Origin of the sequence: Azospirillum sp. B4 (genome assembly GCF_000333275.1) — a bacterium.
Taxonomy (GTDB): Bacteria; Pseudomonadota; Alphaproteobacteria; order Azospirillales; family Azospirillaceae; genus Nitrospirillum.
Genome location: NZ_BACU01000260.1, coordinates 1 through 25,373 on the forward strand (window position 1 = coordinate 1; position 25,373 = coordinate 25,373).

Annotated in this window: 24 protein-coding genes and 1 pseudogene; 14 read left to right on the plus strand and 11 right to left on the minus strand. The window is 68.6% G+C overall.

The window, feature by feature from the left end:
- Positions 1 to 263: 263 nt before the first annotated feature.
- The 5 genes from I55_RS10885 to I55_RS10905 are packed head-to-tail and all read right to left on the minus strand — an operon-like array spanning position 264 to position 4,513.
- On the minus strand, positions 264 to 551 hold the full coding sequence (locus tag I55_RS10885) for a nucleotidyltransferase family protein (RefSeq protein WP_044560575.1): 288 nt from the start codon (positions 549 to 551) through the stop codon (positions 264 to 266).
- A 10-nt stretch (positions 552 to 561) separates the two neighbouring features.
- Positions 562 to 876: a BrnA antitoxin family protein gene (locus I55_RS10890; protein ID WP_044560576.1), complete on the minus strand. Its 315-nt coding sequence runs from the start codon at positions 874 to 876 to the stop codon at positions 562 to 564.
- A complete protein-coding gene (locus I55_RS10895; protein ID WP_044560577.1) occupies positions 857 to 1,162 on the minus strand; it encodes a BrnT family toxin in 306 nt (101 codons plus the stop codon). The genes I55_RS10890 and I55_RS10895 overlap by 20 nt, the downstream gene beginning before the upstream one ends.
- A gap of 41 nt (positions 1,163 to 1,203) precedes the next feature.
- Positions 1,204 to 3,780 carry an ABC transporter permease gene (locus tag I55_RS10900; protein ID WP_044560578.1) on the minus strand — a complete coding sequence of 859 codons (2,577 nt, stop codon included), beginning with the start codon at positions 3,778 to 3,780 and terminating at the stop codon, positions 1,204 to 1,206.
- 7 nt (positions 3,781 to 3,787) lie between these two features.
- Entirely contained in the window at positions 3,788 to 4,513 is a 726-nt protein-coding gene (locus I55_RS10905; RefSeq protein WP_044560579.1) for an ABC transporter ATP-binding protein, read from the minus strand.
- Between the two features lie 76 nt (positions 4,514 to 4,589).
- On the opposite strand from I55_RS10905, the gene I55_RS10910 reads away from it, so the two are divergent.
- The 5 genes from I55_RS10910 to I55_RS10930 all read left to right on the plus strand — a co-directional run bounded on the left by I55_RS10910 (position 4,590) and on the right by I55_RS10930 (position 8,566).
- The gene (locus I55_RS10910; RefSeq protein ID WP_044560580.1) at positions 4,590 to 5,234 is read left to right on the plus strand and encodes an arylesterase; all 645 of its coding nucleotides are present in this window, start codon (positions 4,590 to 4,592) and stop codon (positions 5,232 to 5,234) included.
- 99 nt (positions 5,235 to 5,333) lie between these two features.
- Positions 5,334 to 6,371 (plus strand): aldo/keto reductase, encoded by a 1,038-nt coding sequence (locus I55_RS10915; protein WP_044560581.1) that lies wholly within the window; start codon positions 5,334 to 5,336, stop codon positions 6,369 to 6,371.
- A gap of 27 nt (positions 6,372 to 6,398) precedes the next feature.
- Positions 6,399 to 6,956 carry an RNA 2',3'-cyclic phosphodiesterase gene (thpR, locus tag I55_RS10920; protein WP_044560582.1) on the plus strand — a complete coding sequence of 186 codons (558 nt, stop codon included), beginning with the start codon at positions 6,399 to 6,401 and terminating at the stop codon, positions 6,954 to 6,956.
- Positions 6,957 to 7,076: 120 nt separating this feature from the next.
- Positions 7,077 to 7,796: an orotidine-5'-phosphate decarboxylase gene (gene pyrF / locus I55_RS10925; RefSeq protein WP_044560608.1), complete on the plus strand. Its 720-nt coding sequence runs from the start codon at positions 7,077 to 7,079 to the stop codon at positions 7,794 to 7,796.
- A 125-nt stretch (positions 7,797 to 7,921) separates the two neighbouring features.
- The gene (locus I55_RS10930; protein WP_044560583.1) at positions 7,922 to 8,566 is read left to right on the plus strand and encodes a phosphoribosylanthranilate isomerase; all 645 of its coding nucleotides are present in this window, start codon (positions 7,922 to 7,924) and stop codon (positions 8,564 to 8,566) included.
- A 136-nt stretch (positions 8,567 to 8,702) separates the two neighbouring features.
- On the opposite strand, the gene katG is transcribed toward I55_RS10930, so the two are convergent.
- The 4 genes from katG to I55_RS10950 form a co-directional block, all read right to left on the minus strand.
- Complete coding sequence (gene katG, locus I55_RS10935) at positions 8,703 to 10,928, minus strand: catalase/peroxidase HPI (protein WP_044560584.1); 2,226 nt, start codon at positions 10,926 to 10,928, stop codon at positions 8,703 to 8,705.
- Positions 10,929 to 11,157: 229 nt separating this feature from the next.
- Complete coding sequence (locus I55_RS10940) at positions 11,158 to 12,045, minus strand: hydrogen peroxide-inducible genes activator (RefSeq protein WP_044560585.1); 888 nt, start codon at positions 12,043 to 12,045, stop codon at positions 11,158 to 11,160.
- Positions 12,046 to 12,279: 234 nt separating this feature from the next.
- On the minus strand, positions 12,280 to 12,507 hold the full coding sequence (locus tag I55_RS10945; RefSeq protein ID WP_044560586.1) for a hypothetical protein: 228 nt from the start codon (positions 12,505 to 12,507) through the stop codon (positions 12,280 to 12,282).
- A 72-nt stretch (positions 12,508 to 12,579) separates the two neighbouring features.
- Positions 12,580 to 13,644, minus strand: coding sequence for a patatin-like phospholipase family protein (locus I55_RS10950; RefSeq protein WP_044560587.1), 1,065 nt, complete (start codon positions 13,642 to 13,644; stop codon positions 12,580 to 12,582).
- Between the two features lie 476 nt (positions 13,645 to 14,120).
- On the opposite strand from I55_RS10950, the gene I55_RS10955 reads away from it, so the two are divergent.
- From I55_RS10955 to I55_RS10995, 9 genes are all read left to right on the plus strand, one after another.
- Positions 14,121 to 14,630 carry an HPr kinase/phosphorylase gene (locus tag I55_RS10955; protein ID WP_044560588.1) on the plus strand — a complete coding sequence of 170 codons (510 nt, stop codon included), beginning with the start codon at positions 14,121 to 14,123 and terminating at the stop codon, positions 14,628 to 14,630.
- Complete coding sequence (gene rapZ / locus I55_RS10960) at positions 14,627 to 15,550, plus strand: RNase adapter RapZ (RefSeq protein WP_044560589.1); 924 nt, start codon at positions 14,627 to 14,629, stop codon at positions 15,548 to 15,550. The genes I55_RS10955 and rapZ overlap by 4 nt, the downstream gene beginning before the upstream one ends.
- Complete coding sequence (locus I55_RS10965; protein ID WP_044560590.1) at positions 15,547 to 15,948, plus strand: PTS sugar transporter subunit IIA; 402 nt, start codon at positions 15,547 to 15,549, stop codon at positions 15,946 to 15,948. The genes rapZ and I55_RS10965 overlap by 4 nt, the downstream gene beginning before the upstream one ends.
- Positions 15,949 to 15,950: 2 nt before the next feature.
- Positions 15,951 to 16,250, plus strand: coding sequence for an HPr family phosphocarrier protein (locus tag I55_RS10970; protein WP_044560591.1), 300 nt, complete (start codon positions 15,951 to 15,953; stop codon positions 16,248 to 16,250).
- Between the two features lie 7 nt (positions 16,251 to 16,257).
- The gene (ptsP, locus tag I55_RS10975; RefSeq protein ID WP_044560592.1) at positions 16,258 to 18,075 is read left to right on the plus strand and encodes a phosphoenolpyruvate--protein phosphotransferase; all 1,818 of its coding nucleotides are present in this window, start codon (positions 16,258 to 16,260) and stop codon (positions 18,073 to 18,075) included.
- A 226-nt stretch (positions 18,076 to 18,301) separates the two neighbouring features.
- Positions 18,302 to 18,586: a hypothetical protein gene (locus I55_RS10980; protein WP_064742486.1), complete on the plus strand. Its 285-nt coding sequence runs from the start codon at positions 18,302 to 18,304 to the stop codon at positions 18,584 to 18,586.
- Positions 18,583 to 19,023 carry a type II toxin-antitoxin system VapC family toxin gene (locus I55_RS10985; RefSeq protein ID WP_044560593.1) on the plus strand — a complete coding sequence of 147 codons (441 nt, stop codon included), beginning with the start codon at positions 18,583 to 18,585 and terminating at the stop codon, positions 19,021 to 19,023. Before I55_RS10980 ends, I55_RS10985 begins: the two co-directional genes overlap by 4 nt.
- 163 nt (positions 19,024 to 19,186) lie before the next feature.
- On the plus strand, positions 19,187 to 20,482 hold the full coding sequence (ahcY, locus tag I55_RS10990) for an adenosylhomocysteinase (protein WP_044560594.1): 1,296 nt from the start codon (positions 19,187 to 19,189) through the stop codon (positions 20,480 to 20,482).
- 199 nt (positions 20,483 to 20,681) lie between these two features.
- The gene (locus I55_RS10995) at positions 20,682 to 23,147 is read left to right on the plus strand and encodes an ATP-binding protein (protein WP_044560595.1); all 2,466 of its coding nucleotides are present in this window, start codon (positions 20,682 to 20,684) and stop codon (positions 23,145 to 23,147) included.
- Between the two features lie 394 nt (positions 23,148 to 23,541).
- On the opposite strand, the gene grpE is transcribed toward I55_RS10995, so the two are convergent.
- Positions 23,542 to 24,108 carry a nucleotide exchange factor GrpE gene (gene grpE / locus I55_RS11000; protein WP_044560596.1) on the minus strand — a complete coding sequence of 189 codons (567 nt, stop codon included), beginning with the start codon at positions 24,106 to 24,108 and terminating at the stop codon, positions 23,542 to 23,544.
- 186 nt (positions 24,109 to 24,294) lie between these two features.
- Positions 24,295 to 25,328 (minus strand): annotated as a pseudogene (gene hrcA, locus I55_RS11005) (heat-inducible transcriptional repressor HrcA).
- Positions 25,329 to 25,373: the final 45 nt, after the last annotated feature.

The window sequence follows — 25,373 nt, forward strand, 5'->3', positions numbered from 1 at the left end:
CCGGCGGTCGGGGGGCTGCAGCAGCGCCCCATGGCGCGATCTGGCGGCAGGGGATATGGGGCTCCGCCCCATCAGATCGGCNGGCAGCTGCCGACGGGAGAAGGACACCATCTCCAGCGACCGTTCCACCGCCCGCTGCAGGCCCCAGCTGGCGGCGAAGTCCTGGTAGGCGATGCCTGCGGTCATGCCGCTGATGCCGTCCAGGATTTCCCTCAGGTCGCCCAGCCGCAGGATGACGTTGCGCCGCGTNTCAGTCGCATCGCTCAAAACACGCACAGCGCTTCCGCCTCGATGCGGGTCCTCAGCTGCGGATGCAGGCCGTCGCGGGTCGTCACCTCCGACTGGCGGCCCAGGATGGCGCGCACCTTGTCCTGGATGTCCGCCAGTTCGATCAGGCTGAAGCGGGGGTTGTGGCTGTCCAGGAACAGGTCCACGGCATCCTTCGGCTCCTGCGCCGTGGGGCTGGCCACCAGGAACAGATGCGCCACCCCGGCCCGGTGCAATTCGGCCTCATGGGCGCGCAGCTTGCTGACCGCCTGTTCCTGGTTCATCACCGCCTCCTCAGCCGTCCTTGAGGGAGGCTAACATCTCCCGCCTGAGAATGGCATTGATCCGGGATTGGTAGCCCTTGCCCTGGGACCGCAGCCAGGCCAGCACGTCGCTGTCGATCCGCACGGTCGTCGACGTCTTGGTCGGCTTGAAGAAACGGCCGCGCACGGCGTTCTTCCAGAACTCATCCGTCGTCTCGGGAATGTCGCTGAAGTCGATTTCGCTATCCGGCCGCTCGGCCAAAGCCTGCAATTGGGCCTTTTCCTCTTCGGTCAGGCGTGGAGGATTGGCCAGATCGATGGTCACGCTAACGAGTTTCTTGTTCATAGCGCCGTCTTTCCTGTCGATCGGCCCGGCGGGCCGAAATGATGCGGATGATTTCCAACTCCTCGCCGTTTTCATCCATCTCCCGGATGGTGTGGGCCACCATGAGGAGCATGTATCCCTCAGCGATGCCGAGGGTCTGCCACCGCTCCTCGCCATCTTCGAAACGGTCTTGGACGGTAAGCGCGAATGGGTCCGCAAAAGCGACGATGGCGGCACCAAAGGTGATGCCGTGCTTGCGGGCATTGCTGGCCGCCTTGTCCGGATCCCATACGAAGCGCTTTTTCATACGGAAATGTTACTACAAATCCGTAGTAACGTGAAGACGCCTCACTCCTCCCGCAGCAGCGGTGCCGCCGGTTGGCTCAGCGCCCGCCAGGTGGCGACCAGGCCCAGGGCCAGGGTGATGGCGGTGCTGAGCAAGGCCGTCAGCGCCAGGGTCTCGGGCAGGAAAACCCACTTCATGTTCATGACCTTGGTCAGCACGGCCCAGGCGGTCAGCGTGCCCAGCGCGCCGGCTATGGCGGCCGTCACCAGGCCCAGGGCGCCATACTCGATCAGGAAGGTGCGCAGGATGGTGACGCGGGCGGCGCCCAGCACCTTCAGCACCACGGCGTCATAGACGCGGCGGCGGTGCCCGGCGGCGATGGCGCCGGCCAGCACCAGGGTCCCGGCCACCAGGGTCACGGCCGCCACCACCCGCACCGCCATGCCGATGTTGACGATGATGGTGGATACGGTGGCCAGCGCCTCCTTCACCCGGATGGCGGTGATGTTGGGAAAGGCGCTGATGACGGCGCGCTGGATGGCGGCCTCATCCTCCGCCGGCGCGCGCACCGTGGCCAGGTGGGTCTGCGGCGCGTGCTCCAGCACGCCGGGGCTCATCACCAGGGTGAAGTTGATGCCCAGGGTGGTGAAATCCAGGTCACGCACCACCGCCACCTCCGCCTCGATCTCGCGGCCCAGGACGGACAGGGTCATGTGGGCGCCAGGGCCGATGCCGAAGGCCTGCGCCACATCCTTGGAAATGGCGAGTTCAGGCGGCCCGCTGTAATCCGCCGGCCACCAGGCGCCGGCCACCACCTTGTCGCCGGCGGGGGCCTGCGCCTGGTAGGTGACGCCCCGGTCGCCGTTGACCACCCATTTCTTGTCGGGATCGTGCACCTGCTCCTGCGCTGGCTTGCCCTCCACCCGCACGATGGTGCCGCGCAAGCTGGGCGTGGTTTCTAAATCGTGCGCGCCGGGTACCGCCAGCACCGTCTGGCGGAACTGGTCCAACTGGTCCGGCTGGATGTCGACGAAGAAAAAGCTGGGGGCGTTGGCCGGCAGGCTCTCGCCCACCTCGCGGCGGAAATTGCCCTCGATCAGGGCAACGGCCACCAGCACGGTCAGACCCAGGCCCAGGGACAGCACCACCATGCCCGACAGGTTGCCCGGCCGGTGCAGATTGGTCAGCGCCAGGCGCAGGGCCGGCCGCCGGGGGCGGGGCAGCAGGCGGGCCAGCCGGGTGATGCCGGTGCCAGCACCCAAGAACAGCAGCAGGGTGGCGCCGGCACCTAAGACAAAGAAGGCCGCCAGCTTCTGGTCGACGGAGGTCAGCACGGCCAGTGATCCCAGGGCCGCCGCCAGCCACGCCAGGGCCGCCAGCACCCACGCCGGCGGCCGGCCCCGCCGTCCAGCCGATCCCTCGCGGAACAGGCGGGCCGCCGGCACACCCTGCGCCTGGCCCAACGGCCAGAGGGAGAAGACCAGGGCCGTCACCAGGCCGAACAGGGCGGCCAGCGCCAGGCGGCCGGGATAGACGCCGATCTCCGCCGTGATGGGCAGCAGGCCCGCCAGCGCCCGGCCGGCCGCCAGGGGCAGCACGGCGCCCAGCGCCAGGCCCGCGGCGATGCCCAACCCCGCCAGCGCCAGGATCTGCAGCAGATAGACCTGGAAGATCAGGCGGGCGGGCGATCCCAGGCATTTCAGCGTGGCGATGGAATGGACGCTGGCGTCCATGTGGCTGCGCACGGCGTTGCCCACGCCCACCCCGCCCACCAGCAGGGCGGTCAGGCCCACCAGGGTCAGGAACTGGGCCAGGCGGTCGATGAAGCGCGTCAGCTGCGGCGCGGCGTTGGTGAAGTCGCGCACCCGCCAGCCGGCGTCGGGGAAGGTCTTGTCCACGGTCTTGGCCCAGGCGGCGGCGTCCGTCCCCTCCGGTAGGCGCAGCTGGTAGGACCAGTTGACCAGGCTGCCCGGCCGCACCAGGCCGGTGGCGGGCAAGGCGTCCATGGCCACCATCAGGCGGGGCCCCAGGGCGATGCTGCCCGATCCCGCCTTGTCCGGCTCATGGTCGATGATGCCGCGCACCTCCACCGTCGCGTCGCCCACGGTCAGCCTGTCGCCGGTTTTCAGCGACAGGCGGGTGGCCAGCGTGTCGTCGACGAATGCGCCGAAGACGCCGTCGCGCGCCGCCAGGCGGCCCTGCACGTCGCTGCCGCCGTCCGTCAGGGTCAGCCGGCCGTAGAGGGGATAGCGCCCGTCCACCGCCTTCAGCTCCACCAGGCCGGAGGCACCCAGGTCCGTTTTCCCGGGATCGGCGTTCGCGCCCGGCTGGTCGGTCGCCTTGCGCGCCATGGCCCGCATGTCGGCGGTGACGGCCACGGTGCCCTGGCTTTCCAGCCACCGGCGCTGGTCCGCCGTCGCCTCGCGGTACAGCACGCGGACGCTGGCGTCACCGCCCAGGATGGCGCGGCCGTCCTGGACCAGGGATCGCTGGATGCCGCCCGCCACCGACTGCACGGCGGCGATGGCGCCCACGCCCAGGGCCAGGCACAAGAGGAAGATGCGGAAGCCCCGGATGCCGCCGCGCAGTTCGCGCCGCGCCAGCCGGGCCGCCAGCTTCAGTTCGGTGAGGGTGATCATGGCGGCCTCAATCCGCCCCTTTTTGTTCACCTGGGGCGGCGCGCGCCACGGCGGTGTCTTCCACCACCCGGCCGTCGGCCAGGCGGATGGTGCGGTCGCAGCGGGCGGCCAGGCCGGGGTCGTGGGTCACCAGGATCAGGGTGGTGCCGTGGCGCCGCGCCTGGTCGAACATCAGGCGGATGATTTGTTCGCCCGTGTCGTGGTCCAGGTTGCCGGTGGGTTCATCCGCCAGGATCAGCCGGGGCCGGGGGGCGAAGGCGCGGGCCAGCGCCACCCGCTGCTGCTCCCCGCCGGACAGCTGGCCGGGATAGTGGTCCAGCCGGTGGGCCAGGCCCACGGCGGCCAGGCCGTCGCGGGCGCGCTCAAAGGCGTCGGCCTCGCCCGCCAGCTCCATGGGCAGGGCCACGTTTTCCAGTGCCGTCATCGCGCCCATGAGGTGGAAGGATTGGAAGACGATCCCCACATGATCGCGGCGGAAGCGGGCCAGATGGTCTTCCGATAGGCTGTTCAGCGTCTGGCCCGCCACGGTGACCGTGCCGCCGGTGGGCCGTTCCAGCCCGCCGATGACCATCATCAGTGACGATTTGCCCGATCCGCTGGGCCCCACGATGCTGATCCGTTCCCCCGCCTGGATCGAAAGGTCGATGCCTTTCAGGATGTTGACGCGCCCGGCGGCGCTTTCCAATGTCAGGGTCAGGCCGTTCAATTCCAGGGCGGACTGGACAAGGGACATGGGTGCTGCGCTTTCGGGCTGAAGGTCTTCAGCCGATATGGCCCGAGGTCCTTTTATTTCAACAGGGATACCGGCAATGCGATTTTTCTTCCCTCTGGCCCTCCTTCTCGCCCCCCTGCTGGTTTTGGGGCTCACCACCGGCGCGGCCGGGGCGCGCCCGCTCAAGGTCGCGGTCCTGGGCGACAGCCTGTCCGCCGGCTACAACCTGCCGCCGGGGCAGGGACTGACCCGCCAGCTGGAGGCGGCATTGCGCCGGGATGGCCTGGACGTCACGGTCGGCGACACCGCCGTTTCCGGCCAGACCTCGGCCGGCGGCCTGGCGGGCCTGGACTGGATGCTGGGTGACAAGCCGGACCTGGTGGTGGTGGAGTTGGGCGCCAATGACATGCTGCGCGGCATCGATCCCAAATCCACCCGCGCCAACCTGGACAAGATCCTGGCCACGTTGAGGGACCGGCACATCCCCGCCGTCCTGGCCGGCATGAAGGCCCAGCCCAACCTGGGCGCCGACTATGTCGCCGCCTTCGACGGGATTTATCCGGACCTCGCCAAGCGGTACGCCGTGCCCTTCTACCCCTTCATCCTGGATGGCGTGGCGCTGGACCCGAAGCTCACCATAGCCGACCGGATGCACCCCAACGGCGACGGCGTGGCCGTCATGGTCCGGGGGCTGAAGCCCGTGGTGGCCAAGGCGCTGGCGGCCCTGGGCGCCGGCAAATAACGATTTCACAGGATCGCCGGGGCTATTCCCCGGCACCGGCCGTCGCGTATGACGGGTGTTAACCTTTTTCCGTCCGTCTGATTTTGAGGAAGCGCGTCCATGGAATACCGCCGTCTCGGCCGCACCGACATCACCGTCAGCGCCATCTGCCTGGGCACCATGACCTGGGGCCGCCAGAACACGGAGGCCGAGGGCCACGCGCAGATGGATCACGCCTTCGACCGGGGCATCACCTTCTTCGACACGGCGGAGATGTACGCCATCCCGCCCGCGGCCGACACCTATGGCCGGACGGAGGAGATCATCGGCACCTGGTTCGCCCGGACCGGCCGGCGCGACCGCGTCTTCCTGGCCAGCAAGGTCATTGGCCCCACGCCGGCGCCCTGGGTGCGCGGTGGCGAACACCGGCTGGACCGCGCCAACATCGTGGCGGCGGTGGACGCCAGCCTGCGCCGCCTCCGGACCGACTACATCGACCTGTACCAGGTGCATTGGCCGCAACGGCCGCTGCCCCTGTTCGGGCGCCCCGTCCCGCCCGATTTCGGCACCGACGGTGGCGTGTCCATCGAGGAGACCCTGGCCGTGCTGGGTGATTTGGTGACGGCCGGCAAGATCCGCCATGTCGGTGTGTCGAATGAGACGGCCTGGGGCGTCATGGCCTATCTGCGCGCGGCGGAGCGCCAGGGCCTGCCCCGCATCGCCAGCATTCAGAACGTCTACAACCTGCTGTCCCGTGCCTTCGACGGCGACTTGGCCGAGGTGGCGCTGCGCGAACAGGTGGGCCTGTTGGCCTATTCGCCGCTGGGGGCGGGCACCTTGAGCGGCAAATACCTGAACGGCGCCATGCCCGCCGGCACCCGCCGCGCCATCGACGACCGCGGTTCCCGCTATGACCGGCCGGGGGCGGACGCCGCCACCCAGGCCTATCTGGACATCGCCCGCCGCCACGGCCTGGAACCGACGCAGATGGCGATCGCTTACGTGCACTGTCAGCCTTTCGTCACCAGCACCATCATCGGCGCGACCAGCATGGCGAATCTTGAAAGCAACATCGCCGCGTTCGACGTTAAGCTCAGCGATGACGTGGTGGCGGAGATCGAGGCCGTGCACCGCGCCAACCCCACCCCCTGCCCGTAAGGCGGGGGCAGCATCAAGGAAAGGCCTATGATCCGCCTGTTCGTCGGGTTGGCGATGCCGGAGGCCGTGCGCGACGCCCTGTCTCGCCTGACCGGCGGGTTGCCGGGCGCCCGCTGGGTGCCGGCGGAGAACTACCACCTGACCCTGCGTTTCATCGGCGAGGTGGACGAGGGTGTCGCCCAGGACGTGGACGAGGCGCTGGACCTGGTGGTGGCGCCGCCCTTCACCCTGACCCTGGATGGGCTGGGTCAGTTCGGCCGGGGGGAGAAATCGCGCGTCCTGTGGGCCGGCGTGCGGCCGGAGCCGGCGCTGGACCACCTGCAGGCCAAGGTGGAGAGCGCGGTGGTGCGCGCGGGGCTGGAGGCCGAGACGCGCAAGTTCAGCCCCCATGTCACCCTGGCCACCCTGGGCCGGGAAACCCCCGCCGCCCGCGTCGGCCGCCTGATGGAGCAGCATGGGCTGTTCCAGGCGGGACCGTTCCCGGTGGACGGCTTCGTCCTGTATGAAAGCGTGCTGGGCCGCCAGGGCAGCACCTACCATGAACTGCGGCGCTATCCCCTGGGCGGCTGGCGGCCGGAGGAATAGCCTGGATTGATGCGCGAACGCGCAGGCGCCTTGCGCATAATTGCGCATGTGCTGGCGCGTCGGATCCCGTATCTCCTCTAAAATCCAATCGAAATGACATCGCTGGAGATGCGTCCCGCCATGATCACGCCCGCCCGCCGCACCTTCGTCGCCCTGGACACGCCTGAGCCGCCCGCCGCCCGTGCCCTGGCCCAGCGGCTGGCCGGCCATGTCGGCGGCGTCAAGCTGGGGCTGGAATTCTTCTGCGCGGCGGGACCGGCGGGCGTGCAGGCCGTGACCGAGGGGCTGGACCTGCCCCTGTTCCTGGACCTGAAGCTGCACGACATCCCGAACACGGTGGCGGGCGCCATCCGTTCCGTCATGCCACTGGCCCCGGCCTTCATCACCCTGCACACCCTGGGCGGGGCGGCCATGATGCGGGCCGCCGCCGATGCCGCCGCCGATATGGCGGAACAGATGGGGGTGCCCCGGCCCAAGCTGCTGGGCGTCACCGTGCTGACCAGCATGAGCGTGCTGGACCTGGCGTCGGTGGGCGTGGACCGGCCGGTGGCCGACCAGGTGGCGTTGCTGGCGGATCTTGCCCATGTGGCGGGCCTGGACGGTGTCGTCTGCTCCCCCAACGAATGCGCCATGCTGCGCCGCCAGCTGGGCCCCAACTTCACCCTGATGGTGCCGGGCATCCGCCCCGTCTGGGCCTCGGCCAACGACCAGAAGCGGATCATGACCCCGGCCGCCGCCGTGACGGCGGGCGCGACATACCTGGTCATCGGCCGCCCCATCACCGACGCCGTCGACCCCGTCCAAGCCGCGCAGCGCATCGTCACCGAGTTGGCCGCTTGAAGAACTTAGCGCATCGCGTCTAGGCCCCGACCGGGGCCGCCGGAAGTTTCCGGGGAGCGAAGCGGACTGGAAACTGAGGACAAGCCAAGCCGGCGGATGCCGGCGCCCGGCGCTTGAGGGAACACATGTCCACCAAAGCCAAGATCTGCGGCATCAATCACCCGGAGGCGCTGAAAGCGGCCGTGGACGGTGGTGCCCGCTATCTCGGCCTGGTGTTCTTCGCCAAGTCGCCGCGCAACGTGTCGCTGCCGTTGGCGGCGGAACTGGCGCGCATGGTGCCCACGGGCGTGCGCACCGTGGGCCTGTTCGTGGATCCCACCGATGACTTCCTGGACCAGGCGCTGGCCCAGGTGCCGCTGGACCTGATCCAGCTGCACGGGTCGGAAACGCCGGAGCGGGTGGCCGCCATCCGCGCCGCCCACCGCCTGCCCGTCATGAAGGCGCTGAAGGTGGAAACGGCCGCCGACCTGGACGCGGCCTCGGCTTATGAGGCGGTCGCCGACATCCTGCTGTTCGACGCCAAGCCGCCGAAGGACTCCATCCTGCCGGGCGGCAACGGCGTCGCCTTCGACTGGACCCTGCTGACCGGCCGGCGCTGGTCCAAGCCCTGGATGCTGTCCGGCGGCCTGACGCCCGACACGGTGGCCGAGGCCATCCGCATCAGCGGGGCCGACGCGGTGGACGTGTCGTCCGGTGTTGAGGACAGGCCGGGCCACAAGGACCCTGCCCTGATCCGCGCCTTCCTGGATGCGATACGCGCAGTGACCTGAGGCAGAGCCTCAGGTCACTGTAGGCCCCGACCGGGGCCGCCGGAGCTTTCCGGGAAGCGTCAGCGGACCGGAAAGCGAGGACAGCCAAGCCCGCGGACGTGGGCGCCCGGCGGTTGAGGGAACTTGAAAAAAAGCCTCAGAACCGGTCCAGGTCCATCACCTTGGTCCAGGCCGCGACGAAGTCCTTCACGAACTTCTCCCGCGCATCATCGGCGGCGTAAACCTCCGCCACCGCCCGCAGTTCCGAATTCGATCCGAAGACCAGGTCCACCGGGCTGGCGGTCCACTTCAGGCTGTTGTTGGCCCGGTCATGGCCCTCATACAGCCCCGGGGTCTTGGCGGACGGTGTCCATTTGGTGCCCATGTCCAGCAGGTTGACGAAGAAGGCGTTGTCCAGCGTCCCCGGATGGCTGGTCAGCACGCCGGCGCTCGACTGCCCCTCATTGGCGTTCAGGGCGCGCAGGCCCCCCACCAGCACCGTCATCTCCGGCACGGTCAGGGTCAGCAGGTTGGCCTTGTCCACCAGCATTTCCGGCGGCGACAGGCGGCTGCCCTTGCCGTAGTAGTTGCGGAAGCCGTCGGCCGCCGGCTCCAGGTTGGCGAAGGAGGCGGCGTCGGTCTGCGCCTGGGTGGCGTCGGTGCGGCCCGGTTTGAACGGCACGTCGACCGTATATCCGCTCTGCTTGGCCGCCTGCTCCACCCCCACGCCACCGGCCAGCACGATCAGGTCGGCCAGCGATACCTTCTTGCCGCCCTTCTGGGCCCGGTTGAAGTCGGCCTGGATACCCTCCAGCTTGGCCAGGACCTTCTTCAGTTCCGCCGGGTCGTTGACGGCCCAGTCCTTCTCCGGCGCTAGCCGGATGCGGGCGCCGTTGGCGCCGCCCCGCATATCGGTGCCGCGGAAGCTGGAGGCCGAGGCCCAGGCCGTGCGCACCAGTTCCGGCACGGTCAGGCCGGATGCCTGGACCTTGGCCTTCAGCGCCGCCACATCCTGGGCGTCGATGGGAGCGTAGTCGGCCGCCGGCACGGGATCCTGCCAGGTGAACACGTCCTTGGGCACCTCATTGCCCAGGTAACGGGCGCGGGGGCCCATGTCGCGGTGGGTCAGCTTGAACCAGGCGCGGGCGAAGGCGGCGGCGAATTCGTCGGGGTTCTTCTGGAAACGCAGGGCGATGACGCGGAAGGCGGGGTCCATCTTCAGCGACAGGTCCGTCGTGAACATCATCGGCGGATGATGCTTGTTCGGGTCATGCGCGTCGGGGACCAGTTCGCTGGCGCTCTTGTCCTTGGGCTCCCACTGGGTGGCGCCGGCCGGGCTCTTGGTCTGCACCCAGTCGAAGGCGAACAAATTGTCCAGGTATTGGGTGGTGAAGGTGATCGGGCTGGCGGACCAGGCGCCTTCCAGGCCGCTGGTGATGGTGTCGGCCCCGTTGCCGGTGCCGCACTTGTTCTCCCAGCCCAGGCCCTGCTTCTCCACGCCCGCGGCCGCCGGCGCCTCGCCCAGGCACTTGGCGTCGTGCGCGCCGTGGGCCTTGCCGAAGGTGTGGCCGCCAGCGATCAGGGCCACGATCTCCTCGTCGTCCATGGCCATGCGGCCAAAGGCCAGCCGGATGTCCTTGGCGGCGGCGATGGGGTCGGGGTTGCCGTTGGGGCCTTCCGGGTTCACGTAGATCAGGCCCATCTGGGTGGCGGCCAGGGGGCCCTTCAGCTGGTGCTGGGCGTCGAAGCGCTCCGCCCCCATCCACTTCTTCTCGGTGCCCCAGAACACCAGGTCGGGTTCCCAGGTGTCGACGCGGCCGCCGGCGAAGCCCAGGGTCTTGAAGCCCATGTTTTCCAGCGCGACATTGCCGGTCAGCACCATCAGGTCGCCCCAGGACAGCTTGCGCCCGTACTTCTGCTTGATGGGCCACAGCAGGCGCCGGGCCTTGTCCAGGTTGACGTTGTCCGGCCAGCTGTTGCGCGGCTCGAACCGCAGGTCGCCGCCGTTGGCGCCGCCGCGCCCGTCCGCCACGCGATAGCTGCCGGCGCTGTGCCATGCCATGCGGATGAAGAAGGGGCCGTAGTTGCCATAGTCCGCCGGCCACCAGGCCTGGGGCGTCGTCAGGACCTTGTCGATGTCCTTCTTCACCGCCTGCAGATCCAGGGTCTTGAATTCCTCGGCGTAGTTGAAGCCGTCGCCATAGGGATTGGACGCGGCCTCGTTCTGGCGCAGGGGGCTGAGATCCAGCCGGTCGGGCCACCAATCCTGATTGGTCATCGGCTTGTCTTGGGGCCTGTCTTCAGCGCGGGCGCCGACGGACAGGGCCAGGGGCGACAACGTGGCCGACAGCAGCATGACGAAAGAGATGGCGCGCGTGTGCATCGAAGTGCTCCCTTCTGGGAAAAGTCACGACTGGGATGCGACAGCAGCTAGCATGCTGAAAAACAAGGAACAAACTAATTAATTCGATATTCTTATAGGGAAATCTATAATGAGATAAACCCACATGGGGTGTTAATGGATTTGCGGTATAATTATTAATTATCCGCAGAACCATCAAATTAACGATTTGTGCGGTGCGGCAATGCGGGCGAATATCAGCCACGATTATTTATCGCCGGGCTTCCCGGATTGCCTGCGCCAGGCGTTGGTAGGTGGTGCTGAGGGCCGCGCCGCTGCGCCAGGCCAGCACGATCCGGCGCTTGGCGTCCGGGTCGGGCAGGGCCCGGGTGGCCACGTGCAGGCCGTTCAACAGGCCCGCCTGCACCGCCATCTCCGGCAGCAGGGTGACGCCCAGGCGGTTGTCGACCAGATGGACCAGGGTCTGCAGGGTGGACGCGGACATGGCCTGGCGCTCCAGGTCGGCGCGCCCGCACAGGGATAGGGCATGGTCGCGCAGGCAGTGCCCGTCGGGCAGCAGCAGCAGGCGGTCGATCCAGCCGGCCTCATCCAGCGTCGGCTGGCAACCCACCGGGTCGTCCGCATGGAAGGCCAGCATCAGCGGGTCGTCGAACAGGGCATCGTAATCCAGCGCGGCGCAGGGATAGGGCAGGGCCAGGATGGCGCAGTCCAGATCGCCCCGGCCCAGCGCGGTGCACAGCCCGGCGCTGAACTCCTCCCGCACGTGCAATTCCAGCAAAGGGTAGCTGCCGGCGAACTTGGGCAGCAGCCGGGGCAGCAGGAAGGGCCCGATGGTGGGGATGATGCCCAGCCGCAGGACGCCCGCCAACGCGCCATCGCCGTGGCCGATGTTGCCCAGGTCCTGCGCCACGCGCAGCATCTCCCTGGCCTTCTCCACCACCTGTTCGCCAATGGCGGTGAAGGCCACCATGCGCCGTGTCCGTTCCACCAGGCGCAGGCGCAACAGGGCCTCCAGCTCCTGGATGCCGGAGGACAGGGCGGCCTGGGTGACGTTGCACGCCTCCGCCGCGCGGCTGAAATTCCGGTGCTCGTACAGGTGCACCAGATAGCGCAGTTGCTTGAGGCTGGGCAGGGTCATGGGGGTGCGTCTTCAAGGGGACGGTGACCGCGCCATCTTATCCGCAAATCGGCTTTATTGGAATTATTCTAATTAAAGAAATCGCCTAATCAAGGAGCGCCCCGATAGGACGCGACCCCCGTTTACGCCAAAAGCGCCGCCGGACCTTTCCGGAGGCGAAGTGGATAGGAAGCTGAGGACAAGCCCGGCGCCGCCATATGGCCGCGCCCGGCGCCACGGCACGGGAACGCCTGACTACAACAACACATCCAGGAACATGCCGCGGCGATAGCGCGCGGGCAGGGTCAGGATGCCATTGACCATCAGGCCCGCCAGTTCACGGGCGGTGGGCCAGCGGCTGCCGGGCTTCGCCTTCTGCACGGCGCGCGTGGGCGCCGTCGGCGGAACCAGGATGGAGTTCCGCCCCGAACCATCGGGGATCAGCCCGCCCAGGCGGGAAGAGGTGGGGCGCGTCTCGACCATGGGGGGATCATATAGCCATGCGGGCCCGCCGGCCAAGGGGCCTTGAGGCCGAGGGATCTTGAGGCCAAGGGCTCACAGGTAGTCGTGGACGATGTCGATGCTGGTCTCCACGCCCACCTTGTCGTAGGTCGCGGCCAGCCAGCAATCCGCCGTCTCCCGCCCCTTGGTGAACAGGTACTGCAGAAACTCCGGCTCGGCGTTCAGCTTGCTGCTGGCGTGCATGTCGGCCAGGGCCTCGTCATTCTCGATGACGTGCATGCGCAGGGCCTTGTACTGGTCGGATTGAAGATCGCCCGAGTCGATGAGGCGGGAGACGAAGCGGATGGACCGCATCTCGCGCATCAGCGAGGCGTTGAAGGTGATCTCGTTCACCCGGTCGGCGATCTCGAACGGGGTCTTGGGCACGCCCTTGCGCATCAGCGGGTTGATCTGCACCACGATGATGTCGTGGCTCTCATTCTCATACGCGATGGGCCACAGCGACGGGTTGCCCATGAAGCCGCCGTCCCAGAAATACTCCCCCTTGATTTCCACCGCCTGGAACATCTGGGGCAGGCAGGCCGAGGCCAGCACGGCGTCCACCGTGATGTCGCGGTTGCGGAATATCTTGACCTTGCCCGTCTCCACATTGGTGGCGGACAGGTACAGGTCGATGCCGGCGGCGAAGCGCACCTGGTCGAAATCCACCAGGTCCTCCAGGATGCGGCGCAGCGGGTTGATGCCCAGCGGATTGCTCTGATAGGGCGAGACCACCATGTTCATCAGGTTGATGAAAGCATAACCCGGGCTGTCGTCCACCCGCCAGCTGCCCCGCAGGCGCGACAGCCAGCTGCGCTGCAGGGGGGAGGTGCGGCCGGCTTCGCCCACCTTGGTCCAGAAGGCGCGCAGCGCCTGGCGGGCGCCGTCGCGGCCGTCCTTGCCATAGCCATGGGCCATGACCACGGCGTTCATGGCGCCGGCGCTGGTGCCGGAAATGGCCTCGACCTCCAACCGGCCATCCTCCAGCAGGCGGTCCAGCACGCCCCAGGTGAAGGCGCCATGCGATCCACCCCCCTGCAGCGCCAGATTGACCCGCTTGTGCGGCTGGCTGGCGGGGCCGGGCGGGCGGGGCGGGACCTGGGGCGTGCTGTCGGGCATGGGGGAACCTGTTGTTGGTGACCGATGGCGCCGCCGGCCCCCGGCGCTGCTGATCCATGGTGCGTCGCGCCTTGGTGCGGCGCAACCGGGCGTCGGCCGGAAAGACGGGACCTGAGGCGGGCGATCAAGGATATGGGGCCCGACCCTGATCATCCAAGGGTGGCGTTCACTTCGCCGTTGTGGACGGGGCCAGTCTAGCCCCGTTCACCGTTGCGCGTCGTTGGCAATTGCCGGGCCTGCATGTTGCGCCGCCAAAAACAGGGGGTGCCCGGCTTTGCGCCCCTGGGGCGCTTCTGGTAAAACCGGCGGCGAGGAAGGGTATCCCATATCCCAGGCGCGGGGGCCGCGGGGTGGGGCGGGCCGGCGCAAGCGGACGGAAGCGGGGGGCGATGAGTAAGGGGGGCGGGTCCGGGGGGACCCCGCATGCGCGTCATGCCATTGACAGGGGGGACCATCGGTCGCACCTTCCCTCGACCATGATCCGCGTCCATGCCACTTGTGTCAGTGTTGGCGGTGCCGGCGTCCTCCTGCGGGGACCGTCCGGATCGGGCAAGTCCGACCTGGCCTTGCGCCTGGTGGATGCGGGTGCCCGGCTGGTGGCCGACGACCAGGTTATCCTCACCGCCGACGCTTCCCTTCCCCTGCTGACCGCGACCGCGCCCCGGCGTCTGGCCGGCCTGATCGAGGTGCGCGGTGTCGGCATCCTGCCGGCACCGTCCGTGCCGTCCGCCCCCGTGCGCCTGGTGGTCGACCTTGTGGCGGCGACCGCCGTGCCCCGCCTGCCGGACGCGGACCTGCTGACCCTGGCCGGCGTTCCGCTGCCCCGCGTCGCGCTGTGGCCCTTCGCCGCGTCCGCCCCCGCCGCGCTGCGCCTGGCGCTGGCGGCACTGGCGGCGGGATCGCCCCTGGTGCCCGCGGCCTTCGATTCCGGCTTTTTCGGTCCCGACTCTTTCGGCCCCGACTGCTTCGAGGGGGTCGCGGCATGAGTGTCCCCACCCAGGAAAAGCCCAGCCTGCCGCCGGTGGTGGTGATCACCGGCCTGTCCGGCGCCGGCCTGTCCACGGCGCTGAAGGCGCTGGAAGACCTGGGGTACGAGGCGGTGGACAACCTGCGCCTGTCGCTATTGACCCATCTGGTGGAACAGGCCAGCGACCGGCCGCTGGCCATCGGCATCGACAGCCGCACCCGCGACTTCTCCGCCGACGCCGTTTTGGCGGAGCTGGAGCGCTTGCGCCACGCCACCGGCCGCGCCGTCAGCCTGCTGTTCATGGAGGCGTCGGACGAGACGCTGCAGCGGCGCTACACCGAGACCCGCCGGCCGCATCCGCTGGCCACCGACCGCCCCGTGCCCGACGGCATCGCGCGTGAGCGCGGTCTGCTGTGGCCCTTGCGTGACAACGCCGACGTGGTCGTCGACACGACCCAGCTTTCCATTCACGATGTCCGGCGTCTGCTGGGTGGACACTTCCGGTTGGACACGGCGCCGTCGCTGCATGTCTTCGTGACCAGCTTCTCGTTCCGCCACGGCGTCCCGCGTGAGGCCGACCTGGTGTTCGATGTGCGCTTCCTCGACAACCCCCACTGGGACGCTGATTTGCGTCCCCTGACCGGCAACGACCCGGCCGTGGGCGCCTTCATCGAGAAGGACGGGGATTATTCCGCCTTCTTCGATAACCTGACCCGCTTGCTGGCCCCCCTGCTGCCCCGCTACATGAGCGAGGGCAAGCGCTACCTCACCATCGCCGTGGGGTGCACCGGGGGCCGCCACCGCTCCGTCTTTGTCGCCAACCGGCTGGCGGCATGGTTGCAAACCCAGGGCTCCCGGGTGGGCGTCGCCCACCGGGAATTGGACCGGTCCGGCGTGTCCCCGGAGCCCGCGCTTGTCGTCAATAGGGAGACCCGATGATCGGTATGGTCCTCGTGACCCACGGCCGCCTGGCCGAGGAGTTCATACTGGCCCTCCAGCATGTGGTGGGGGAACAGCCGCAGGTGCGCGCGGTCTGCATCGGGCCGGAAGATGACATGGAAAAGCGGCGGGAGGACATCCTGGCCAAGGTCGCCGAATGCGACAGTGGCGCCGGTGTCGTCGTCCTGACCGACATGTTCGGCGGCACGCCCTCCAACCTGGCCATCAGCATCATGGACCGCGCCAAGGTCGAGGTGATCGCGGGCGTGAACCTGCCCATGCTGATCAAGCTGGCCAGCGTGCGGAAGACGGAAACGCTGGAAAGCGCCGTCCAGGCCGCGCGGGAGGCGGGTCGCAAATACATCAACGTCGCCTCGTCCCTGCTGGCGGACGGCTGACCATGGGTGACGCGGGGGAGGACGCGGGCGATTTCGGCCCGCCGCGCACGGCGCTGATTCAGAATCGCCGGGGCTTGCACGCCCGGGCGGCGGCCAAGTTCGTGAAGCTGGCCGCCGAATACGACGCCGAGGTGGAGGTGGAACGGGGCGACACCCAGGTCAACGGCCAGTCCATCATGGGGTTGATGATGCTGGCGGCCGCCATCGGCACCTCCATCACCCTGCGGGCCAAGGGGCCGCAGGGTGAACAGGCGCTGGATGCGCTGGTCGCCCTGGTCGACCGCAAGTTCGATGAGGACTGACCGGCAAATGGCCGACCGTTCATCCGGGCGTGAGGGGGCGCGCGAGGGCGGGCGCGGACGGGCCGCGAAGGCGCTGGTCGACCGTGTCCTGCGCGGCGTGGGCGTCTCCGCCGGCATCGCCATTGGGCCAGCCCACGTGGTCGACGCCGGCGCCTTGTTGGCCCCGGAATACACTATCGTCGACGCCGAGCTGGAGGGTGAGGTCCAGCGCTTCGCCACCGCCGCCGACAAGGCGCGCCGCCAGGTGCGCAAGCTGAAGACCAAGGCCTCCTCCCTGCCGGACAGCGCGGCGGAGGAGATCGGCTTCCTGCTGGACGCCCACTTCGCCATGCTGTCCGGTTCCCGCCTCATGCGCGGGGTGGAAAAGCGCATCCGTCAGGACAAGGTGAACGCCGAGGCGGCGGTGCAGGCGGAAATCACCAGCATCGCCCAAAGCTTCGCCGATATGGAGGATGCCTACCTGGCGGCCCGTATCGCCGACGTGCGCGAGGTGGGGCAACGCCTGTTGCGCAACCTGATGCAGCACAAGTACCAGGCCTTCTCCTTCCTGCCGGAAGGCTGCATCGTCCTGGCGGAGGATCTGAGCCCCGCTGACACCGCGCTGATGGATCCGCGCCGCATCGCCGGCTTCGCCACCATGCTGGGCGGGCCGGAGGGGCACACCGCCATCATGGCGCGCTCGCTGGGGCTGCCGGCGGTGCTGGGCACCCTGGGCCTGTTGCAGGGTGTGCAGAACGGCGACACGGTGGTGGTGGATGGCCTCTCCGGCCAGGTGTGCGTCAACCCCAGCCCGGACGTGCTGGACGGTTACCGTCGCCGGCGGGCGGAAGTGCTGGCGGAACGCGCGCAGCTGAAAAGCTTGCGCAAGCTGCCGGCCATCACCCGCGACGGCACCTCCGTCACCCTGAACGCCAACCTGGAACTGCCCCGTGAACTGGACGGCGCCATCGAGGTCGGCGCCTCGGGCGTGGGCCTGCTGCGCACCGAGTTCCTGTTCATGAACCGCGAAGATCTGCCCGACGAGGATGAGCAGACGGAGATCCTGACCCGCATCGTCTCCAGCATGGACGGCAAGCCGGTGACCGCCCGCACCCTGGACATCGGCGGGGAGAAGATCGCCACCGCGCTGCGGGGGTATTTCAGCGAGCCGACCAACCCCGCCCTGGGCCTGCGCGCCATCCGCCTGTCGCTGAAGGAACCCAAGCTGCTGGAAACCCAGCTGGCCGCCATGCTGCGCGCCGGGGCCCACGGCAACCTGCGCATCCTCCTGCCCATGATCAGTTCGGTGGCGGAGGTGCGGCGGGTGCGGGAGATCATGGCCACGGTGGTGCGCCGCCTGCGCCGCCGGGGGGTGAAGATCGCCAGCCCCCTGCCCAAGCTGGGCATCATGATCGAGATACCGGGGGCCGCCCTGTCGGCCGATGGCCTGGCGCCCTTTTGCGACTTCTTCGCCATCGGCACCAACGACCTGATTCAATACACCCTGGCCATCGACCGGGGTGACGAGCAGGTGGCCGACCTGTATGACCCGCTGCACCCGGCCGTGTTGCGCCTGGTCCAGTTCACGACGGAGGCGGCGTTGCGCGCCCGCATCCCCGTGTCCATCTGCGGCGAAATGGCGGGCGATCCGCGCTACACCGCCCTGCTGCTGGGCCTGGGCATCCGCGAGCTGTCCATGGCGCCCAACAACCTGCCCGTGGTGAAGCGCCGCCTGCGCGGGCTGGACCTGGTGGAGGCCACCCGCCGCGCCCGCACCATCATGGACCAGACCGACCAGGGCCGCATCGCCGCCCTGCTGGACGACTTCAACGACGCCGCTGTCTAAGGGGCCCTCAGGCGCCGGGCGGCGGCATCCGCCGCCTTGGCTTCCTCACTTTTCAGTCCGCTGACGCTCCCCGAAAAGTTCCGGCGGACCCGGTCGGGTCCTACAGCCGCATGAGCGACCACTCAATTCCTTTGGGGATTGGCGAAAACCGGCCGCTTGACGGGATTCCGGTGTTTCAGCACCCTCAGACGCGCCAGCAGTGCTGGCATTGCTTGGGAGGAACCCGATGCCCACCGCCCTGACCGTCCGTGGCCTGGATGAGGACCTGGTGCGCCGCCTGAAGCTGCGCGCCGCCCGCCATGGCCGTTCCATGGAGGCCGAGTGCCGCGACATCCTGCGCCAGGCCCTGGCCAACGAGCCGCAGGACTTCCGCGCGCTGGCCTCCTCCCTGCGTCAGTCCTTGGCCGATCGGCCCCACCGCTCCGCCGGTGAGGTCATGGCCACCGTTCGGGCCGAGACCTGGGCGGCCCTGCCTGGGACCGTCACCCCGGGCGATGGGGAGGGCGCATGAGCCTGCAATTCGTCATCGACGCCTCGGTCGCCCTGCAATGGGTGGTGCCGGAGGCGACCAGCCCGGTGGCCGACCGCCTGCTGGGCCACCGCCTGCTGGCGCCCGACGTGTTGATGGGTGACCTGGCCCAGGTCCTGGGCGCCAAGGTGGCGCTGGGCGACCTGACCGCGGTGGAGGCCGCCACCGCCGCCATGGCGCTTCAGGGGGCGGAGGTGGAGCTGATGCCCTCACGTCCCCTGCTGGCCGACGCCGTGCGCCTGGCCGCCCAGCTGACCCACCCGGCGCAGGACTGCCTGTACTTGGCGTTGGCGCAGGGCCTGCAACTGGTCTACGTCACCGCCAACCCGGCCCTGGTGCGCGCCGTGCGCGGCCCGCTGGGCGGTCGTTTGGCGGGCCGGGTGGTGCTGGTGCAGGAGGTGGAGCGGTTCCTGCGCTGAGCGGCGGCTCGCAAACGGATAGTTTGGAAACAAATGCACACATAAAGATGTCTTTATGCTTGCTGGCGGACCGGTCCGCTGGTACACCCTGGCGCATCTCCCGCCCAGGGCCGTCCAGGCCTGCCTTCGCGCGCCGGCGGGGCACCAAAGGAGCATCGCCCCCATGACCGCCTTCACCGATTACAAAGTCCAGGACATCGGCCTCGCCGGCTGGGGTCGCAAGGAAATCACCATCGCCGAGACCGAGATGCCGGGCCTGATGGCCCTGCGCACGGAATACGCCGGCAAGAAGCCGCTGGAAGGCGCCCGCATCGTCGGCTGCCTGCACATGACCATCCAGACCGCCGTGCTGATCGAAACGCTGGTGGACCTGGGCGCCACCGTGCGCTGGTCCTCCTGCAACATCTTCTCGACGCAAGATCACGCCGCCGCCGCCATCGCCGCCGCCAACATCCCGGTCTTCGCCTGGAAGGGCGAGACGGAGGAGGAGTTCTGGTGGTGCATCGAGCAGACGCTGCGTGGCCCTGATGGCTGGACCCCCAACATGATCCTGGACGACGGCGGCGACGTCACCCAGATCCTGCATGACAAGTACCCCGAGATGCTGGCCGACATCCGCGGCCTGTCGGAAGAGACCACCACGGGCGTGCACCGCCTGTATGAGATGATGAAGAAGGGCACGCTGAAGGTCCCGGCCATCAACGTGAACGACAGCGTCACCAAGTCGAAGTTCGACAACCTGTACGGCTGCCGCGAGAGCCTGGTGGATGGCATCAAGCGCGCCACCGACGTGATGATGGCCGGCAAGGTGGCCGTGGTCTGCGGCTACGGCGATGTGGGCAAGGGCTCCGCCGCCTCGCTGCGCAGCCAGGGCGCCCGCGTCATGGTGACCGAGATCGACCCCATCAACGCCCTGCAGGCCGCCATGGAAGGCTATCAGGTCGTCACGATGGACCAGGCCGCCCCGCTGGGCGACATCTTCGTCACCGCCACCGGCAACGTCGATGTCATCACGCTGGACCACATGCGGGAGATGAAGGACCGCGCCATCGTCTGCAACATCGGTCACTTCGACAGCGAAATCCAGATCGCCGCCCTGCAGAACTACGTCTGGGAAGAAGTGAAGCCGCAGGTGGACGAGGTGGTGTTCCCCGACGGCAAGCGCCTGATCGTGCTGGCCAAGGGCCGCCTCGTGAACCTGGGCTGCGCCACCGGCCACCCCAGCTTCGTCATGTCCGCCAGCTTCACCAACCAGGTGCTGGCCCAGATCGAGCTGTGGAACAACCACGAGAAGTACGAGAACAAGGTCTACGTGCTGCCCAAGCACCTGGACGAGAAGGTCGCCCGCCTGCACCTGGCCAAGATCGGCGCCACGCTGACCACGCTGACCCAGGCCCAGGCCGACTATATCGCCGTCAGCCCGCAGGGCCCGTTCAAGCCAGACCATTACCGGTATTAAGCCAAGTCTCGGCCCCTCCAGCGCCGGGCTGGCGCATGGGGAGAGGTGTTGGGAAGGCCGGGCCATCGCGCCCGGCCTTCTCTTTTACGCGGGAACACCACGCTTGGTGCCTTGATTCGGCCAGGCAAGGGTTTGCCGCGAAAACGTAGCCTTCCGTTGGCTTGGCACCCACCCCGTCATTAACTAAGATCCGGGTGTCATGCCCAAGAACCCCGCCTTCCTGCCCATCGCGCTGACCGTCGCCGCCCTGGCAGCACCCGGGATCCCCTGCCTGCGGCTGGCTTTTCCGCAGGCGCCCCTGCCGTTGCTGCTGGCGGGATCGGCTGTCAGCCTGGTGGCGACGGGGGTTTGCCTTGCCCGTCTGACCCGCCAGCGCGCCCGGGTGGAGGTGCCGGCGGTGCGGGCGGACGCCCTGCTGGCTGGCTGCCCCGACGAATGGCTGGCCTGGCGGAATGGGCGCGTGGTGGCGGCCTCCACCGGCGTTGGCGGCTGGCTGGGCCTGCCGCCCCCTCAGCCTGGCAGCCGGGCGGAGGACATCGCCCAGGCCTTCGCCCCTTCCGACGCCGACGACCTGCGCCAGGCCCTGCGGGAGCTGGAGGACGCGGCGACGCCCTTCACCCGTCAGCTGTACTGTCCGCAAGGGCTGCGCACGCTGATGCTGGTCGGCCGGCCGATGGTGCCGCCGGTCACGCCGCATGATGGCGGCGATCCGCCGGCCCCCTTCAGCGTCCTGTGGCTCCGGGATGTCACCGGGGCCGCCGCCGCCACCCAGGCCATCGCCGACCGCTGCCAGGCGGCGGAGGAAGGGCTGGGCCGCTACCGCGCGGCGCTGGATCTCCTGCCTTTCCCCACCTGGATGCGCCGGGCCGATGGGGCGCTGTTGTGGTGCAACCAAGCCTACGGCACGGCCGTGGGGCAGGCACCGGAGGAGGCGGCAAGCCAGGGGGTGGAGCTGGTCACCGGCCCCGGCGCCGGCCGGTCGCTGGCCGCCCGCGCCCTGTCGGCCAAGTCGCCGGCATCGGAAAGCCGCCATGTCGTCGTCGCCGGCGCGCGCCAGCTGCTGCGCCTGACGGAAACCCCCCTGGGCGTCCCGGGCGACGCCGCCCTGCTGGGCCACGCCCTGGACATGACGCGTGAGCAGGAACTGTCGTCGGAGCTGGAGCGCCACATCGCCGCCCATGCCGACGTGCTGGAGCACCTGGGCTCCGCCATCGCCATCTACGGCGCCGACACCAAGCTGAAGTTCCACAACCGTTCCTACGCCCGCCTGTGGGGGCTGGACGAGGCCTGGCTGGAGACCGAGCCCACCTATGGCGAGGTGCTGGAGGACCTGCGCAGCCGGCGGCGCCTGCAGGAAGAGGTGGACTTCCCCCGGTGGAAGCGCACCCTGCTGGCCCTGTTCACCAACCTGACGGAACCGCGCGAGGACATGACCCATCTGCCGGATGGCACAACCCTGCGCAACATCACCGTGCCCCACCCCTTCGGCGGCCTGATGTTCGTGCTGGAGGACGTGACCAACGCCCTGGCGCTGGAATCCTCCTACAACACTTTGATGGCCGTGCAGCAGGAGACGCTGGACAACCTGGCGGAAGGTGTCGCCGTGTTCGGCGGCGACGGCCGCTTGAAGCTGTGGAACCCGTCCTTCGCCCGCATCTGGCGCCTGATGCCGTCGGACCTGAACGGCGAGCCGCACATCACCCAGGTGATCGACAGGCTGCAGCCCCTGCTGGACCACGACGGCGACTGGCCGGCCCGCCGCCGCACCATGATCGCCGACCTGCTGGAACGGTCCAGTTACGCCGGCCGGCTGGAACGGACCGACCGCAGCATCGTCGACGTGTCCAACGTGCCGCTGCCCGATGGCGCCGTGCTGATCAGCGTGCTGGACATCACCGACAGCGTGCGGGTGGAGGAGGCGTTGCGCGCCAGCAACGAGGCGTTGGCCACCGCCGACCGGCTGAAGTCGGAATTCATCGCCAACGTCTCCTATCAGCTGCGCACACCGCTGAACGCCATCATGGGCTTCGCCGAAATCCTGAATAACCAGTATTTCGGGGCGCTGAACGAACGCCAGGCCGACTACACCAAGGGCGTACTGGAGGCCAGCCGGCGCCTGCTGGCGCTGATCAACGACATCCTGGATCTGGCGACCATCGAGGCCGGGTTCATGACCCTGGACCGTTCCCCCGTCGACGTCGCCCAGCTGCTGGACGCCGTGTCAGGGTTGACGCTGGATTGGGCCCGCAAGCAGGACGTGACCCTGCTGGTCAACGTGCCGCCCGACATCGGCACCTTGGACGCCGACGAACGCCGCCTGAAGCAGGCGCTGTACAACCTGGTCAGCAACGCCGTGAAGTTCACCCCGCCCAACGGCCAGGTGACGCTGTCGGCCAAGCGCCAGATGGGTGAGCACGGACCGGAGATGGTGCTGTCGGTCAGCGATACCGGCATCGGCATCCCCGCCGCCGATCGCCAGCGCGTGTTCAACAAGTTCGAACGGGGCGATGTGCAGAACCACCCCGCCGGCGCCGGCCTGGGGCTGTCCCTGGTGAAAAGCTTCGTGGAGCTGCACGGCGGCCATGTGGAGATCGACGATAGCGACCAGGGCACGCTGATCCAGTGCCACCTGCCGCTGCGGCAGCCGGCGATGATGGCGGTTTAGGTTAGTCCGCCCTCAGACGGCGGGCATCCACGTCCGGGGCCTTGCCTCATCCTCGACTCAGGGGCTTCAGCCCCTGAATCTCCGGCGGCCCCCGTCGGGGCCTTGTCGCTTCGCTCCATCGCGCCATTTGGCCATCGCGCGATTTAGGAAGGGTGCGTAAAGCCCAGTTCCGCCTGGAACTGGGCTAGAGCGGGATGCGATCACGCGTGATCGCATCCCGCTCATAACCTGTTCATGAAAGAGCGGATTTACACGATCAGGTGATTCCACCTGATCGCGTTCCGCTCTAGGACGCGACCGCGTCCGCCGGAGCGAGCACCGTAGGGCGGAGCGAGGATAGCCAAGGCCACGGATGTGGCCGCCGGCGCTTGAGGAAAACCAGCGAACCAGCGCGTCACGCGCTGGTGTCGACCTTGCCGGCGTTGGGGCCGGCCTTGGCGACGCAGACCATGGCCTCGCGCAGCAGGCGGCCCTGGATGGTGTAGCCGGGCTGCAGGATGGTGACGACGGTGCCGGCGGGCTTGTCCGTGCCGTCGACCTCGGCCACCACCTGGTGGAAGTTGGGGTCGAAGGGCTGGCCCATGGGCTCCAGCTTCACGATGCCGGCGCGGTCGAAGGCGGCGGTCAGCTGGCGTTCGGTCGCCTCCACGCCGGTCAGCAGGGTGTTGACCTGCTCGTTCCCGGCGCGGGTTTCGGCCGGGACGGCGTCGATGGCGCGGCGCAAATTGTCGGCCACGGCCAGCAGTTCCTTGGCGAAGCCGGACACGGCGTATTTGGCGGTGTCCTCACGCTCCTTCTGGGCGCGGCGGCGGGTGTTCTCCGCCTCGGCCATGCTGCGCAGCAGCTGGTCCTTCAGGGACGCGACCTCGGCCGCCAGCGTGGCGACGGCGTCCGACGATGCCGGCGCGTCCGGGGCGGCGTCGGTTTCGGGGGCGGTGGTCGTCTCGGTGTGATCGGTCATCTTGGGGGCAGTCTCTAAGGGTGTGCGAAAGGGGCGGCTCACCACCGCCGGGACGGGTGGAAGATAGGCATCCCGCAGCCATCGCGCCAGAGGCGATGCGCGGTCCGGCGCGGCAAAAATGGGGCGGTGGCATCAGATTTGATGTGTGTCGCCAGGCCGTGACGGCCGGACCCGGGGCGTCCGACCCTACCCGATCATGCGGCTGATGACCTTGGCGGTGTAGTCCACCATGGGAATGATGCGGGCGTAGTTGATGCGGGTGGGGCCGATGACGCCGATGGCGCCCACGATCTGGTCCTTGCCGTTGGTGTAGGGCGAGACGATCAGGGAACAGCCGGCGTGGCTGAACAGATTGTTCTCCGCCCCGATGAAGATCTGCACGCCCTCCGCCTGGCCCGTGGCCTCCAGCAGGCGCATCATGGCGTCGCGGGTCTCCAGCGCCTCGAACAGGCTGCGGATGCGCTCCAGGTCCGACAGGGCGCTGACGTCGTCCAGCAGCTTGGCCTGGCCGCGCACGATCAGCACGCCGTTGTTGCGGCTGCCGGCCCAGGTGGCCATGCCCGTGTCCACCACCCGGCGGGTCAGCTCGTCCAGCTGGGTGCGCTGTTCCTCCGCCTCCGTCTGCAGGCGGGCGCGCGCCTCGGCCAGGGTGCGGCCCACCACGCGGGTGTTCAGGTAATTGCTGGCCATCTGCAGGACGGAGGAGGGGATGCCCATCGGCACCTCCACCACCCGGTTCTCCACCAGGCCGTCCTCCGTCACCAGCACCACCAGGGCGCGGCCGGGCTGCAGGTTCACGAATTCGATATGCTCAGCGGGCGGTCGGTCTTGGGCGCCATCACCAGCCCGGCGCAGGACGACAGGCCCGACAGCATGGTCGTCGCCTCCTCCAGTGCCTCAGGCAGGGTGCGGCCGCTGGCAGCGCACTGGGCGTCGATGCTGACCCGGTCATCCTCCGACAGGGCGCCCACCTCCAGCAAGCCGTTGACGAACAGGTGCAGGCCTACCTCCGTGGGCACGCGGCCGGCGGAGGTGTGCGGCGCCTTCAGCAGGCCCAGTTCCTCCAGGTCCGCCATGACGTTGCGGATGGTGGCCGGCGACAGCGCGATGCCCAGGCGGCGCGACAGCGTGCGGCTGCCCACCGGTTCCCCGGTTTCGACATAGGCTTCCACGATCTGCCGGAAGATGTCGCGGGACCGCTGGTTCAGCTCGGTGATCATGCCGGGGTGCTGCTGGGGATCATGAGACATCAAATCTAATGGCGG